This is a genomic window from Luteimonas terrae (assembly GCF_004358165.1).
GTDB classification, from domain to species: Bacteria; Pseudomonadota; Gammaproteobacteria; order Xanthomonadales; family Xanthomonadaceae; genus Luteimonas; species Luteimonas terrae.
This window is the reverse complement of the sequence record NZ_SMTG01000002.1, coordinates 290,108-304,089: the sequence shown is the minus strand read 5'-3', so window position 1 is coordinate 304,089 and position 13,982 is coordinate 290,108. Positions and strand designations below refer to the sequence as shown.

The following is a 13,982-nucleotide window of genomic DNA, read 5'->3' as shown; positions in this document are numbered from 1 at the left end:
TTCCCCCGCGTGCGGGGGAAAGGCCGGGATGGGGGCGAACGGTCAGATCGCGAAACATCCGGAGACGGGCGGAACTCGCGCGCGATGCGGGAGGGTTCGAACCTGATGGTGTGCCCCCACCCAACCCTCCCCCGCCTTGCAGGGGAGGGCTTCGCACGTTCGCCCCCGCCAGTCCGAGGCCGGAAGGCATGTCACCAGTCCTGCAACGAAAAAGCCCGCGGCTCACGCCGCGGGCTTTCGCTCTCAAAGTTCGTTTCGATCAGAACGAGAACTGCGTGCGCAGTGCGTACTGGCCGGTCTCGTCGCCGGTGAAGCTGTTGTCGCCCTTGGTGTAGTTGAACATGAAGCGCAGGTTCGGATTGACGTAGTAGTTCATGCCGACGATCCAGCTGCTGACGTCCATGTTGCGGACGTCCTTGTTCTCGACCGTGTCGTAGCGCGCGGTCAGTTCCCACAGGCCGGTGTCGGCGACCTTGGGCGAGGCGAAGATGCCGTTGGCCGGCTTGTAGGCCTTGTGGCCGCCGTTGAGCAGCCAGCTGCCCTGCACGTACCAGGTGTCGACGTCCTGGTCGGCGCCCAGCGGACGACCGAAGGTGGCCTTGGCGTACTCGGCCTGGAAGAACAGCGGGCCGAATGAGCCGGCGGCTTCGACGCCGACCGCGGTGACCTGGTTGCGGCTCAGCGCGGTGGTCGTGGCGATGGTCTGCGCCGGGCCGCGACGGCCTGCGTAGTTGGCGGCGAAGGTCAGGTCGGCCGAGCCCTGGTTGACGTTCTCCTGGCTGGCCCAGCCGCCGAAGTGCAGCGTGCTCTCTTCGGTGTTGATCGGCGCGAACGTGACGCGGCCGGCCGCGCCGACGCCTTCGTTGCGGCTGCCCGAGGCGCTGCGCAGGTTGAACACCGACAGGCCGGCGGTGTAGTTGCCGTCGGCGCGCATGTAGCCCACGCCCTGCTGGAACTGGCGGCCGTTGAACAGGCCGGTCGCCGAGGCGAACGGACGCTCCATCATCAGGATCTCGTTGGAGCTGGTCAGCTCTTCCATCGAGCGGTAGGGCTTGAAGTGACCGATGGTGAACTTGCCGCCGAGCGCCGACTTGGCGATGTAGACGTCGCGGAAACCGTCGAGGCCGCTGCCGGCGGCGAAGTCCTGCTCGAACTTGTAGTCCCAGCCGTAGGCCTTGCCCTGCAGGGTGATGCGGGCGCGGCGGAATTCGGTGGTGCCGGTGGTCGCGGCGGTGTCGCGGTCGAAGGCGTAGGCGTCGAAGTGGATGCGACCGCCCGCCTGGAACTCGAACTTCTTGTCGGCCGACGTGACCTTCAGGCCGCCCTTGGTGTCGACGACCGGCATCGTGGTCGCCATCTTGTCCAGACTCTCCTGGGTGCCGATGTTGATGTCGGACTGGGCGTCGGTGCGGACTTCGAGGGCTTCGATCTTGGCCTGCATTTCGGCGAGCTGCGCGCGCAGGGCGGCGACCTCGGCATCCCGGTTCTGGCTCTGGGCGGCTGCTTCGAGGGAGACGGACGCGACGGCGAGTGCGACGGACGCGGCCAGGATGGAATGACGCATGGTGGTTTCCCGTGGAGAGAGTGAGGTGTGGATCGCCCTCCGCACGCAGGTCACGCCGGCTCGCACCGGCATGGCGTTAAGCGCCCGTTAGCGACGGTGCGCAGACTGCGCAGCTTTGCTGACACTGCGATGGCATCCGCATGACAGTCCGGTGACAGCCGTTGCGGATCCGCGGTGTGGCCCGTCGTGCGCGCGTCACCCGCCGGTCATCGGCGTGTCGCGGAAATGTCATGCGCGCTGCGTTGAATACGCCCCGCGGCGACACAGGCCGTCCAACACTCCAGGGAACCCCATGTACGCACTGCTCAAGAACCGTGTCGCGGCCGTCGCGCTGTCGACCACGCTGCTGGCGACCACGTTCGCCGCTCCCGCCATGGCCAACGACGTGACCGGCGCAGGCGCATCGTTCGTCTATCCGGCCATGACCCGCTGGTCGGCCGACTACCGCACCGCCACGAACAAGCAGATCAACTACCAGTCGATCGGTTCGGGCGGCGGCATCGCCCAGATCAAGGCCGGCACGGTCGACTTCGGTTCGTCCGACGCCCCGCTGCCGCCGGCAGACCTGCAGAAGTCGGGCCTGGTGCAGTTCCCCTCGGTCATCGGCGGCGTGGTGCCGATCGTCAACGTCGAAGGCGTGGCCGCGGGCGCAATGAAGCTCGACGGCGACACCCTGGCCAACATCTTCCTGGGCAAGATCACCCGCTGGAACGACCCGGCGATCGCCGCGCTCAACGGCGGCATCAACCTGCCCGACGCGCGCATCACCGTCGTGCATCGTTCGGACGGCTCGGGTACCACCTTCAACTTCGTCAACTACCTGTCCAAGGTCAGCCCGGACTGGAAGAACGGCGTGGGCGAAGGCACCACGGTCAAGTGGCCGGTGGGCATCGGCGGCAAGGGCAACGAGGGCGTCGCCGCCTACGTGAAGCAGATCAAGGGCGGCATCGGTTACGTCGAGCTGTCGTACGCGCTGCAGAACCGCCTGTCGTACTCGCGCCTGAAGAATGCCGCCGGCAACTTCGTGCTGCCGAGCGAGGAGACCTTCTCGGCCGCCGCCGCCAGCGCCAACTGGGGTGCCAGCCGCGACTTCTTCCTGGTGATGACCAATGCTCCGGGCGAGAACTCCTGGCCGATCACCGCGACCAACTTCATCCTGATGCACCGCGAGCCGCGCAACCGCGCCGGTGCGAAGAACGCGCAGGAGTTCTTCCGCTGGGTCTACGCCAACGGCGGCCAGCAGGCGCGCCAGCTGGGCTACGTGCCGCTGCCGGCCGCGCTGGTGCAGCAGGTCGAGCGCTACTGGGCCGAGAACGCCCGCTACTGATCCACGGCGGCCGGCGCGTTTCGCGAGCGCGCCGGTCGCACGTCTCTCCAGACACAGCTCTCTCTCCCTTTTTTCCTCCTACGGGCCTTCGGGCCCGTTTTTTTGTGTGCGAAAGCGTCTGGATCACGCTTTGATCCCGAGCTCCTCCTGTCAGGACCTGATCAGTGGTGTCTCAGCTTGCGACCCACGCAAGCCCTCCCCCGCCCTGCGGGGGAGGGTTGGGTGGGGGCGGACCGTCCGGGCACAGCACTGCCCGCCGCGTGCGGACGCGGTTGAGCGATTGCGCCCGTTGCATTGCATCCTCTACGTCCGGCCCGCCCCCATCCCGGCCTTCCCCCGCATGCGGGGGAAGGGGCGGATTGCGGCGCTCGCGGCATGGCTGAGACACGACGCTACTCAGGCCGGAGGAAGAGGTGCGACTCCATCGCGCCGCCTCTCGCACGCCTTAACCCTCAATCCGCCGTCAACAACTGATGTCCATCCCGGGACATCCGCGCATCCATCGCACTCCCGCCCGCCCCGTGCAGCTGTCATTCACCGGGATGACGTGCGTCATACGTCTGTAACAAAAACATCATTTCATGTGCGGACCGAGGCGACGCCATGCGTTGCCGCCACCACATGGAGCTTGTCGCATGTCCCGTCAGACGTTCCGGATCGGCGCCCTCGCGCTGTCCTCGCTCATCTTCCTCGCCGCCTGCGACGGCAACGGCGCCGATGCGCCGGCCGGCCAGACCGCCGAAGGCGCCCCGGCCGCAGCCCAGCCGGCAGGTGATCGCGTCACAGCCACCATCTCGGGCGCGGGCGCCTCGTTCATCTATCCGCTGGTGTCGAAGTGGTCAGCCGACTACAACACCGCCACCGGCAACCGCATCAACTACCAGTCGATCGGCTCGGGTGGCGGCATCGCCCAGATCAAGGCCGGCACGGTCGACTTCGGTTCCTCGGACAAGCCGCTCGACAGCGCCGAACTGCAGGCCGCGGGCCTGGGCCAGTTCCCGTCCGCCATCGGCGGCGTGGTGCCGGTGCTCAACGTCGACGGCCTGCAGCCGGGCCAGCTGAAGCTGACCGGTTCGCTGCTGGCCGACATCTTCATGGGCAAGGTCGCCACCTGGAACGATCCGGCGATCGCGGCGCTCAACCCCGGCGTGACCCTGCCGGCCGGCAAGATCAGCATCGTCCATCGCTCGGACGGCTCGGGCACCACCTTCAACTTCTCCAACTACCTGTCCAAGGTCAGCGAGTCGTGGAAGTCCACGGTCGGCGAAGGCACCTCGGTGCAATGGCCGGCGGGCGTGGGCGGCAAGGGCAACGAAGGCGTCGCCTCCTACGTGCAGCAGATCAAGGGATCGATCGGCTACGTCGAGCTGGCGTACGCGCTGCAGAACAACATGCCCTACGCCTCGCTGCAGAACGCGGCCGGCAACTGGGTGCAGCCGAGCGAAGAGAGCTTCGCCGCGGCCGCCGCGACCGCCGACTGGGCGAGCGCGCAGGACTTCAACCTGGTCATCACCAACGCCCCGGGTCCGGACGCGTGGCCGATCACCGCGACCAACTTCATGCTGATGCACAAGCAGCCCAAGGACGCCGCACGCAGCCAGGCCGCCCGCGAGTTCTTCAAGTGGGCCTTCGAGCAGGGCCAGCCGCAGGCCGAGGAACTGCACTACGTGCCGCTGCCGCCGGAGCTGGTGCAGCAGATCGAGGCCTACTGGGCCGCCGAGTTCAAGTGACGATCCGTCCGCGCCCGCGCAAGCGGGCGCGGCCACGGATCGTCATCCCGGCGACACGAGTGCAGCGAGTGAACGGCGACAGCCGGCCCGCAAGGGCGAGCGCGCAGCGCGAGTCAAGCCGGGATCCAGTGACTTCGATCGACACGTCCTGCGCAAATCACTGGATTCCGGCTTTCGCCGGAATGACGGGGTCAGATCACGCCGGCGTCCGCCGGATTGACCTGGATCCAAACCGCTTCGCGGCTCTCCCTATCCGGACCCCCAATGAACGCCGCCACCCTCCCCGCCGCACCACCGGCCCCGAGCGCCCGCGACATCCGCGATGCCCGCGCCGATCGTCTGTTCAAGGTCGTCCTGACCGCCACCGTCGTCTTCGTGATGCTGGCGCTCGCCGGCGCCGCGCTGTCGATGCTGTGGGGCGGCCGCGACGCCCTCGCCACGCAGGGCCTGTCCTTCTTCACCAGCGCCGACTGGAACCCGGTCGAGAACCGCTACGGTGCGCTGGCGCCGATCCTGGGCACGGTGGTCACCGCGGTCATCGCGATGATCATCGCCGTGCCGGTGAGCTTCGGCATCGCCTTCTTCCTGACCGAGGTCGCGCCGCGCTGGCTGCGCGGACCGGTCGGCACCGCGATCGAACTGCTCGCGGGCATTCCGTCGATCATCTACGGCATGTGGGGCCTGTTCGTGCTCGTGCCGGTGATGACGACCTACATCACCCCGTTCCTCAACGACACGCTGGGCGAGATTCCGGGCCTGGGCGTGCTGTTCCGCGGCCCGCCGCTGGGCATCGGCACGCTGACCGCCGGCTTCGTGCTCGCGATCATGGTCATCCCCTTCATCTCGGCGGTCATGCGCGAGGTGTTCCTGACGGTGCCCACGCGCCTGAAGGAATCGGCCTACGCGCTCGGCGCGACCAAGTGGGAAGTGAGCTGGGACATCGTGCTGCCCTACACACGTTCGGCGGTGATCGGCGGCATCTTCCTGGGACTCGGCCGCGCGCTCGGCGAAACCATGGCCGTGGCCTTCGTGATCGGCAACTCGGTACGCCTGACCGCCTCGCTGCTCGAGCCGGGCACCACGATCGCCGCGCTGATCGCCAACGATTTCGGTGAAGCCACCGAGACCTACCGTTCGGCGCTGCTGCTGCTCGGCTTCGTGCTCTTCATCGTGACCTTCGTCGTGCTGGCCATCGCCCGCCTGATGCTGATGCAGCTCGCCCGCAAGGAGGGCAAGTGATGAGCGTTGCCACCGTCACCGAACGCGAGCGCCAGGTCGCCGACCGCCTCTACGCGCGTCGCCGCATCCGCAACGGCATCGCGGTGTTCATGGGCTGCCTGACCGCCGCCTTCGGTCTGTTCTTCCTCGGCTGGATCCTGTGGACGCTGGTGTCCAAGGCCGCGGGCGGCATCAACATTCCGCTGTTCACCCAGATGACCCCGCCGCCGATGCAGGAAGGCGGTCTGCTCAACGCCTTCTTCGGCAGCGCGGTGATGTGCGCGCTGGCGATCGCCATCGGCACGCCGCTGGGTGTGGCCGCGGGCACCTGGCTTTCCGAATACGGCCGCACGCGCAAGGTCGGCACGGTGGTGCGTTTCATCAACGACATCCTGCTGTCGGCGCCGTCGATCGTGCTGGGTCTGTTCGTCTACACCGCCTTCGTGATGACCACCGGCGGCCGCTTCTCGGCGCTGGCCGGGTCCCTGGCGCTGGCCTTCATCGTGCTGCCGGTCGTGGTACGCACCACCGACGAGATGCTGCAGCTGGTGCCCACGCAGATGCGCGAAGCGGCGCTGTCGCTGGGCGTGCCGCAGTGGAAGGTCGTCGTGCAGGTGCTCTACCGCAGCGCATCGGCCGGCATCGTCACCGGCGTGCTGCTGGCGCTGGCACGCATCTCCGGCGAGACCGCACCGCTGCTGTTCACCGCCTTCGGCAACCAGTACTGGAACAGCAACGTCATGCAGCCGATGGCGAGCGTGCCGGTGGTGATGTACCAGTACGCCGGCAGCCCCTACGAGTCGTGGCAACAGCTCGCCTGGGCCGGCGCCCTGGTGCTGACCTGCTTCGTGCTACTGGTCAGCCTCGGCGCCCGCGCGATCCTGCTGCGCAACAAGATTTCCCATGACTAACCTCAGCCTGGACCCGTCCATGAACGACCTCCACACCGCTCCGTCGCAACGCATCCAGGTCGCGGCGCAGGCGCGCAGCCAGCTGGCGCCGACGCCGGTCAAGATCGCCGCCCGCGGGCTGGACTTCCACTACGGCGACTTCCATGCCCTCAAGGGCATCAACCTGGAGATTCCGGAAAAGCGCGTGACCGCGCTTATCGGTCCTTCGGGTTGCGGCAAGTCGACGCTGCTGCGCATCTTCAACCGCATCTATGCGCTGTACCCGAAGATGACCGCCAGCGGCGAACTGCTGCTCGACGGCGAGAACATCCTCTCGACCAAGTACCCCATGAACCGCCTGCGTTCGAAGGTCGGCATGGTGTTCCAGAAGCCGGTGCCGTTCCCGATGACGATCTTCGAGAACGTCGCCTACGCGATCCGCCACCACGAGAAGCTGTCGAAGGCCGAACTCAACGTCCGCGTCGAGCAGGCGCTGACCCAGGCCGCGCTGTGGACCGAAGTGAAGGACAAGCTGGGCCAGAGCGCGCTGGGTCTGTCGGGTGGCCAGCAGCAGCGTCTGTGCATCGCACGCGCCGTCGCCCTGCGCCCGGACGTGCTGCTGCTCGACGAGCCGACCTCGGCACTCGATCCGATCTCCACCAGCCGCATCGAGCAGCTGGTCGAGGAACTCAAGGTCGACTACACGATCGTCATCGTGACCCACAACATGCAGCAGGCCGCGCGCGTGTCCGACTTCACCGCCTTCATGTACCTGGGCGACCTGATCGAGCACGACACCACCGAGACGATCTTCTCCAATCCCTCGAAGCAGCAGACCGAGGACTACATCACCGGACGGTTCGGGTGAGGCAAGACGCTTGCGCGGCACTGCCGCGCGGCTTGCCGAACGCCACGCGTGCTGCGCGTGGCCGGACGAGCAAAGTGCAGGATCTCGCGTGAAAACGCTGCTCTGAACAACGACGACATCATTCTTGCAGGTAAACCACCATGAACTCGCAACCGCACGACCACATCGTCAAGAGTTACGACGAAGAACGCAGTCGTCTGACCAACGAGATCCTGCGCATGGGCGAGATGGCCGCCGCGCAGCTGGAATCCGCACTGGACGTCGTGGAGCGTCGCGACGACAAGGCCGCCGAACGCATCATCGCCAACGACGACGCGATCGACGCGCTCGAACACGAGGTCAGCCAGGACGTTATGAAGCTGGCGCTGCGCGGCCCGATGGCGCGCGACCTGCGCGAGATCCTCGCCGCGCTGCGCATCGCCGCCGACATCGAACGCGTCGGCGATTACGCCGCGAACGTCGCCAAGCGCTCGACCGCGCTCAATCTCGCGCCGCCCCTGCCCTACACGCGCGGCCTGACCGTGCTGGGCGAACTCGCCGTGCGCCAGATGCGCGAAGTGCTGGTGGCGTTCCGCGACAGCGACCCGGTGGCCGCCCAGCGCGTGCGCGCGCAGGACGCCGAGATCGACACCGTCTACACCGGCCTGTTCCGCGAACTGCTGACCTACATGATGGAAGACCCGCGCGCGATCACGCCCTGCACGCATCTGCTGTTCATGGCCAAGAACATCGAGCGCATCGGCGACCACGCGACCAACATCGCCGAGAACGTCTGGTTCCTGGTCAAGGGCGACGAGCCGCTGCCGCCGCGCGACAAGCGCGACTTCACCAATACCGTGACCTGATTCCACGCGACATCCGGCAGGTCCGACGGCACGCATGCGCAGGCATGCGTGCCGTTTGCGTTCTTGCGTTCATGCGCGTGCGTGCCGGGCGTATCGCCGCCCTCTGCTAGGCTTGCACGCATGAGTGAAGCCGCAGCACCCGCCGACGCCAGCGCCGATACCGCGTCGCCCCATACCCCGATGTCCCGCCGCTTCCGCGGCTTCCTGCCGGTCGTGGTCGACGTGGAGACCGGCGGCTTCGAATCGCGCCGCCATGCCCTGCTGGAGATCGCCGCGATTCCGCTCGATCTCGACGAGGCGGGCCAGCTGGTGCCCGGCGCACCGGTGCATGCGCACGTCGAGCCGGCCGAAGGCACGCAGATCGATCCGCAGTCGCTGGAAGTGACCGGCATCGACATCCATCACCCGTTCCGCTTCGCCAAGCCGGAGCGCGATGCGCTGGACCACATCTTCAACCACGTGCGCATCGCAGTGCGCCGGCACAACTGCCAGCGCGCGATCCTCGTCGGCCACAACGCGCATTTCGATCTGGGCTTCGTCAACGCCGCGGTCGCGCGCACCCAGCACAAGCGCAATCCGTTCCATCCCTTCAGCGTGTTCGACACGGTCACGCTGGCCGGCGTGGCCTACGGCCAGACCGTACTCGCACGCGCCGTGCAGGCTGCGGGGCTCGAGTGGGACCAGTCGCAGGCGCACTCCGCGCTCTATGACACCACGCTGACCGCGCAGCTGTTCTGCCGTATCGCCAACGCCTGGCCGGCGATGGCGCCGGCGGCGCCCGCAGCCGCGGCGGATTGAATCGCCGTCAGCGCGCCGCGCGACGCAGGGTGATCACCGTGATTTCCGACGGCACGCCGATGCGCGTCGCGAAGCCCGGCCACAGACCCGCGCCGTTGCTGACGTAGAGCTGCATGCCGTCGACGTCGTAGCGGCCGGAGACGAAGCCGCCGTTGGCGCGCGCGACCAGCCGGTCCATGCCGACGATGTGGCCGCCATGGGTGTGGCCCGAGAGCTGCAGGTCGACGCCGCGCCGGGCGTTTTCGCGCGCCTGCGTGGGGCGATGGTCGAGCAGGACGACCGGTGCGTCGGCATCGCGCCCGGCGAGCGCGGCGTCGACATCCGGCAGCGTGAGTCCGTAGCGCGCGGCGACCGGATCGGTCACGCCGGCGATGGTCAGCGCCGCACCGTCGCGTGCGATCCGCAGATGCGTGTTCTCGAGCACCGTCATGCCCATCGCGCGGAACGCATCCATCCAGTCGCGGTATTGCCCGTAATACTCGTGATTGCCGGTGATCGCGACGACGCCATCGGGCGCGCGCAGATCCGCGAGCGGTCGCACGTCGTTCGCGCGCGCGGTGACGCTGCCATCGACCAGATCGCCGGTGATGACGATCAGGTCGGGGCGCTGCGCGTTCGAGGCCGCGACGACCTCGGTGACCCAGTCCCCTGTCAGCAAGCGGCTTGCGTGGATGTCGGTCAGCTGCAGCAGGCGGTAGCCGTCGAAGGCCTGCGGCAGATCCGCGATCGCGATCTCCACCTGCCGCACCTGCGGCACCGCCATCGCCTGCCAGGTGCCGAAGGCCGACAGCAGCAGCGCGATGCCGGCGAGCGCAGGACGCAGCGCCGGCGCGCGCAGACGCGCCAGCAGCTGCCGGCGACGCAGCATCCAGACGACCAGCATCACCAGATCGAGCAGCAGCACGAAGACCGCCGTCAGCAGCAAGGCGATGAAGGCCGTGCCGATCGCCGCGATGACGAACTTCGGCAGCTCAGGCGAAGCCACGCTGCCGGCGAAGCGGGCGACGATGCGGTGATGGAAGGCCAGCGCGCACAGCGCGACCGACAGCGCGGCCTTCGCCGGCCACGACAGCCGCAGCGGCCAGACGAACCGCAGGATCAGATAGGGGACGAGCACGAGCGCGGCAGTGATCAGCACGACAGCATCCGGAAAAAGCGCGGGAAAGAACGATCCGTGCAGGCCGGACCGACGTGGGGGTCGGCCATGGTCGACGATGCCGTCGTCGCGCGCCAGCATCCGCAGTTGCATCGCTCAGGCGGCGTGCAAACAGGAGAGCGCCCTGCGCCGCACCGGCGTGCAGGGCGCGCGCGATCAGCTCGCGAGTTTCAGACCGATAATGCCCGCGATGATCAGGCCCAGACTGAGCAGCCTGCCCGGACTCGCCGCATCGCCCAGCAGCACGATGCCGAGGATCACCGTGCCGACGGCGCCGATGCCGACCCAGATCGCGTAGGCGGTGCCGACCGGCAGCTCGCGCATCGCGACGCCGAGCAGACCGACGCTGACGACCATCGCGGTCACCGTGCCGACCGTCGGCCAGAACTTCGTAAAGCCTTCGGTGTATTTCAGGCCGATCGCCCAGCCGATTTCGAACAGGCCGGCGAGCACGAGAATGATCCAGGACATGGGAGAACCTCCATCGTTGCGATGGGGTCGTCCCCGGTGTGCGGTGTGTCAGGCGGGGTCGTCCCCGCCACCGTGATCGGCACGGATTCTATCGCCGGCGCACTGAACGCCCGCGCGCCGTCAGCCGTCGCTCAGGCGATCGCGGCCTTCGCTCTTGGCGCGGTACAACGCGGCGTCGGCGCGACGCATCAGCTGCGTGGGCGTGGTGTCGACCGGGTCGCGCATCGCCACGCCGGCACTGATCGTCACCACCAGATCGTCCACGCCACCCCAGTCGCGTTTGCGCGCGAAGGTCTCGCGCAGGCGCGCGTAGACCGCATGCGCGTCCTCGCGACTGGCGTCGACGAGGATCATCGCGAACTCCTCGCCGCCGATGCGCGCGGCCACGTCCGTCGCGCGGCAGGCGCCGGCCAGCACGCCGCCGACCTGGCGCAGTACTTCGTCGCCCACCGCGTGACTGTGCACGTCGTTGATCGACTTGAAGCGGTCGACGTCGAGGATCACCAGGCACAGCGGCTGGCGGCGCCGCTGCGCACGTGCGAACTCGCGCGCCAGGGCATCGTCGAAGCTGCGCCGGTTGGGCAGCGCGGTCAGCGCGTCCTCGTAGGCCTGGCGCTCGAACGTCTCGGCCTGTGCGCGCAGACGGCCGAGCAGTTCGGTCTTCTCGCTGTCGGCCTCGATCAGCTGCGCGGTCTGCCGCTGCAGCGCCTGCGTGCGGTCGTCTACCAGGCGGCTCAGACGGTCGTTGGCGCTGCGGTAGCGGCGGATGCGTTCGCGGTACGCCAGTGCCAGCGCCAGCAGCACCAGCGCCGCGCACAGTGCCTGCACGCTGTGGCGCTGCCACCACAGCGGCGCGATCGAGAAGCGCCACTGCGCGGGCTCGCTCCATGCGCCGTCCGCATGCGCCGCGGACACGTGCAGCACGTAGTCGCCCGGCGGCAGGCCGACGAACTCCACACTGCGCTGGCGACCGCGCTCGACCCAGTCGGCGTCGAGGCCCTCGAGACGCGTGCGGAAGCGGATGCGCTCCGACATCAGGAAGCTCAGCCCCACGTACGACACCGACAGGCGCGTGCCGCCGGGCAACCGGTCGCCGTCGCGCCACGGCGCGGACGCGCCGTCGAGACGCACCGATTCGATGCGTGGCATCGGCGGCGGCAAGGCGCTGAAGGTCCGCCAGCGCCGGGGATCGACCGCGCTGACACCGCGCGCCGTCGCCATCCACACCGAGCCGTCGCGACGCAGGAGTGCTGACGGCGACGAGCTGCCGTTGCCCTGCGCGTTCGACATGCCGTCGATCTCGTCGTAGCGATCCAGCGTCAGGCGCTGCAGGCGGCCGTCGGCGACGGCGTCCAGATCGTCCATGCGCGCGCGCAACATGCCGCGGTTGCTGGTGATCCAGGCATTGCCCAGCCGGTCCGGCACGATCTGGAACACCGAATCGACCGGCATGCCCTGCGCGAGGCCGACATGCGCGAGCACGCCGTCGCGTTCGCGGTACAGCCCGCGGTCGGTCGCGATCCAGACCGCGTCGCCGATGTCGCGGAATGCGAACACCGTGCGCGCGCCGTCGCGGGGCGGCAGCGCCACCGGCCGCACGCGCCCGTCGCGGAGCACGCTGGCGCCCTCGACCGAGCCGATCCACAGCGCACCGTCGATCCACGCCAGCGAGGTCACCAGACCGGTCGGCAGGCCGGGCACGCGCGGCGTCGACACACGGCCGTCGACCAGCCGCACAGGTCCGCGATGCGTGGCGATCCAGATCGCACCGGCGTCATCGGCCTCGATGGCGCGGATGTGGCCGGGAAATCCATCGAGGCGGGCCACGACGGCGCCGTCGCGCACGCGGAACACGCGACCGCCATAGGCACCCACCCACAGGTCGCCATCGGCGCCGCGCGCCAGGCTGAGCACCGACGGCGCCACGCCCGGCTGCAGGTCGACCGCGTGCACGCGTCCGTCCGCGCCCTGCCGGTCGAGGCCCCCCGTGCTGCCGATCCACAATTGCCCGGCGTCGTCCTCGATCAGCGCGCGCACGTAATCGCCGCTGAGCCCGTCACGCGCCAGCAGGCGCGTGAACAACGTTTCCCGGACCCGGAACAGGCCGCCATTCGCACCGGCCCAGACGCTGCCCTCGGCATCCTCGAGCAGCTGCACGATGCGTCCAGCCGGACGCGCGGCGTCGGCCGGCGGCGTTTCGACGCCGCGCGCGCCGATGCGCAGCAGGCCGCGGCTTTCGCTGCCGAGCCACAGGTCGCCGTGGCGGTCCTGCAGCATCGCGGTGAAATCGCCCTGCCCCGGAATCCGGTGCACGCGCCGCGCCCGCGCGCCTTCGACGCGATACACGCCGTCGCCAGCGACCAGCCAGATGGTCCGATCCGGCGCGCGATACGGCCAGGCCAGGCCCGGGGCGAGTCCGAAACCCGCCGGTGCCCGGCGCAGCACGCCATCGGTGTCGCGCACCACCAGCCCGTCCATGCCGCCGATCCAGATGCGGCCGTCGTCGCCGATCGCCATGTGCGGATAGCTGAGCGGCAGCGGCACGCCCTCGCCGGCTTCGAAGAACTCGAAACGTCCGTCGGGGTGCAGACAGCCCAGGCCGCGCCCTTCGAACAGCAGCCACAGCCGTCCGCCGGCATCCATCGCCATCGCGTGGATCAGCACCTGCGGCCAGCCCGCCTCGCCCGAAGTCCAGAAGCGGAACGTGCCTGCGGGATCGCGCCGTCCGAGATTGCCGCGCGAATCGCTCAGCCACAGCGCGCCGGTGGGATCTACGTACAGCGAACCGACGCCGTTGTCGGGCAGCGCAGGGTCTGCGGTGCTGCGGTCGTAGACCACGAATTCGAGTCCGTCGTAGCGGACCAGCCCCTCCCAGGTCGCCAGCCACAGATAGCCGTCGGGCGTCTGCGCCAGGTCGCGCACCGAGTTGTGCGGCAGGCCCTCGCGCGAGGTCCAGTGGTCGACGGCGTAATCGCGCAGCGGGCCGGGCGTTTCGCGGGCCGGCGTTACCGCGCCGGCGACACCCGCGCAGCACAACATGGCGAGCAGGAGCAGCAGCCAGCGCGACGCGCGCACGACAGCCGCCGGGCAACCGCTGCGCCGCATCGCGTCCACG

General features: G+C 68.7%; 11 protein-coding genes. 7 read left to right on the top strand and 4 right to left on the bottom strand.

Annotated features, from left to right (window positions below; translation table 11 throughout):
* Positions 1-259 precede the first annotated feature (259 nt).
* Positions 260-1,564, bottom strand: coding sequence for a porin (locus E2F49_RS01495; protein ID WP_165971088.1), 1,305 nt, complete (start codon positions 1,562-1,564; stop codon positions 260-262).
* A gap of 292 nt (positions 1,565-1,856) precedes the next feature.
* Here E2F49_RS01495 and pstS (E2F49_RS01490) point away from each other — a divergent pair, with 292 nt between their 5' ends.
* From pstS (E2F49_RS01490) to rnt, 7 genes are all read left to right on the top strand, one after another.
* Positions 1,857-2,891, top strand: coding sequence for a phosphate ABC transporter substrate-binding protein PstS (gene pstS, locus E2F49_RS01490; protein ID WP_133392318.1), 1,035 nt, complete (start codon positions 1,857-1,859; stop codon positions 2,889-2,891).
* Between the two features lie 635 nt (positions 2,892-3,526).
* A complete protein-coding gene (gene pstS, locus E2F49_RS01485) occupies positions 3,527-4,621 on the top strand; it encodes a phosphate ABC transporter substrate-binding protein PstS (protein ID WP_133392317.1) in 1,095 nt (364 codons plus the stop codon).
* 264 nt (positions 4,622-4,885) lie between these two features.
* Positions 4,886-5,860, top strand: coding sequence for a phosphate ABC transporter permease subunit PstC (gene pstC, locus E2F49_RS01480; RefSeq protein WP_133392316.1), 975 nt, complete (start codon positions 4,886-4,888; stop codon positions 5,858-5,860).
* The gene (pstA, locus tag E2F49_RS01475) at positions 5,860-6,750 is read left to right on the top strand and encodes a phosphate ABC transporter permease PstA (RefSeq protein WP_133392315.1); all 891 of its coding nucleotides are present in this window, start codon (positions 5,860-5,862) and stop codon (positions 6,748-6,750) included. The genes pstC and pstA overlap by 1 nt, the downstream gene beginning before the upstream one ends.
* A gap of 19 nt (positions 6,751-6,769) precedes the next feature.
* Complete coding sequence (gene pstB / locus E2F49_RS01470; RefSeq protein ID WP_133392314.1) at positions 6,770-7,597, top strand: phosphate ABC transporter ATP-binding protein PstB; 828 nt, start codon at positions 6,770-6,772, stop codon at positions 7,595-7,597.
* Positions 7,598-7,737: 140 nt separating this feature from the next.
* Positions 7,738-8,442 carry a phosphate signaling complex protein PhoU gene (gene phoU, locus E2F49_RS01465; RefSeq protein WP_055247314.1) on the top strand — a complete coding sequence of 235 codons (705 nt, stop codon included), beginning with the start codon at positions 7,738-7,740 and terminating at the stop codon, positions 8,440-8,442.
* A 120-nt stretch (positions 8,443-8,562) separates the two neighbouring features.
* Positions 8,563-9,240 carry a ribonuclease T gene (gene rnt, locus E2F49_RS01460; protein ID WP_133392313.1) on the top strand — a complete coding sequence of 226 codons (678 nt, stop codon included), beginning with the start codon at positions 8,563-8,565 and terminating at the stop codon, positions 9,238-9,240.
* A gap of 7 nt (positions 9,241-9,247) precedes the next feature.
* Here rnt and E2F49_RS01455 read toward each other — a convergent pair whose 3' ends face one another.
* The 3 genes from E2F49_RS01455 to E2F49_RS01445 form a co-directional block, all read right to left on the bottom strand.
* The gene (locus E2F49_RS01455) at positions 9,248-10,378 is read right to left on the bottom strand and encodes a metallophosphoesterase (protein WP_243713357.1); all 1,131 of its coding nucleotides are present in this window, start codon (positions 10,376-10,378) and stop codon (positions 9,248-9,250) included.
* Positions 10,379-10,552: 174 nt separating this feature from the next.
* Complete coding sequence (sugE, locus tag E2F49_RS01450; RefSeq protein WP_055247308.1) at positions 10,553-10,867, bottom strand: quaternary ammonium compound efflux SMR transporter SugE; 315 nt, start codon at positions 10,865-10,867, stop codon at positions 10,553-10,555.
* Positions 10,868-10,987: 120 nt separating this feature from the next.
* Positions 10,988-13,972, bottom strand: a complete 2,985-nt coding sequence (locus E2F49_RS01445) for a ligand-binding sensor domain-containing diguanylate cyclase (protein WP_133392312.1) — start codon at positions 13,970-13,972, stop codon at positions 10,988-10,990.
* Positions 13,973-13,982: the final 10 nt, after the last annotated feature.

Bases quoted from the DNA above. Each gene is read 5' to 3' on its own strand.
- rnt (WP_133392313.1), top strand. From the start codon at position 8,563: ATGAGTGAAGCCGCAGCACCCGCCGACGCCAGCGCCGATACCGCGTCG.
- pstS (WP_133392317.1), top strand. From the start codon at position 3,527: ATGTCCCGTCAGACGTTCCGGATCGGCGCCCTCGCGCTGTCCTCGCTC.
- pstC (WP_133392316.1), top strand. From the start codon at position 4,886: ATGAACGCCGCCACCCTCCCCGCCGCACCACCGGCCCCGAGCGCCCGC.
- E2F49_RS01495 (WP_165971088.1), bottom strand. From the start codon at position 1,564: ATGCGTCATTCCATCCTGGCCGCGTCCGTCGCACTCGCCGTCGCGTCC.
- pstA (WP_133392315.1), top strand. From the start codon at position 5,860: ATGAGCGTTGCCACCGTCACCGAACGCGAGCGCCAGGTCGCCGACCGC.
- pstS (WP_133392318.1), top strand. From the start codon at position 1,857: ATGTACGCACTGCTCAAGAACCGTGTCGCGGCCGTCGCGCTGTCGACC.
- pstB (WP_133392314.1), top strand. From the start codon at position 6,770: ATGAACGACCTCCACACCGCTCCGTCGCAACGCATCCAGGTCGCGGCG.
- sugE (WP_055247308.1), bottom strand. From the start codon at position 10,867: ATGTCCTGGATCATTCTCGTGCTCGCCGGCCTGTTCGAAATCGGCTGG.
- E2F49_RS01445 (WP_133392312.1), bottom strand. From the start codon at position 13,972: ATGCGGCGCAGCGGTTGCCCGGCGGCTGTCGTGCGCGCGTCGCGCTGG.
- phoU (WP_055247314.1), top strand. From the start codon at position 7,738: ATGAACTCGCAACCGCACGACCACATCGTCAAGAGTTACGACGAAGAA.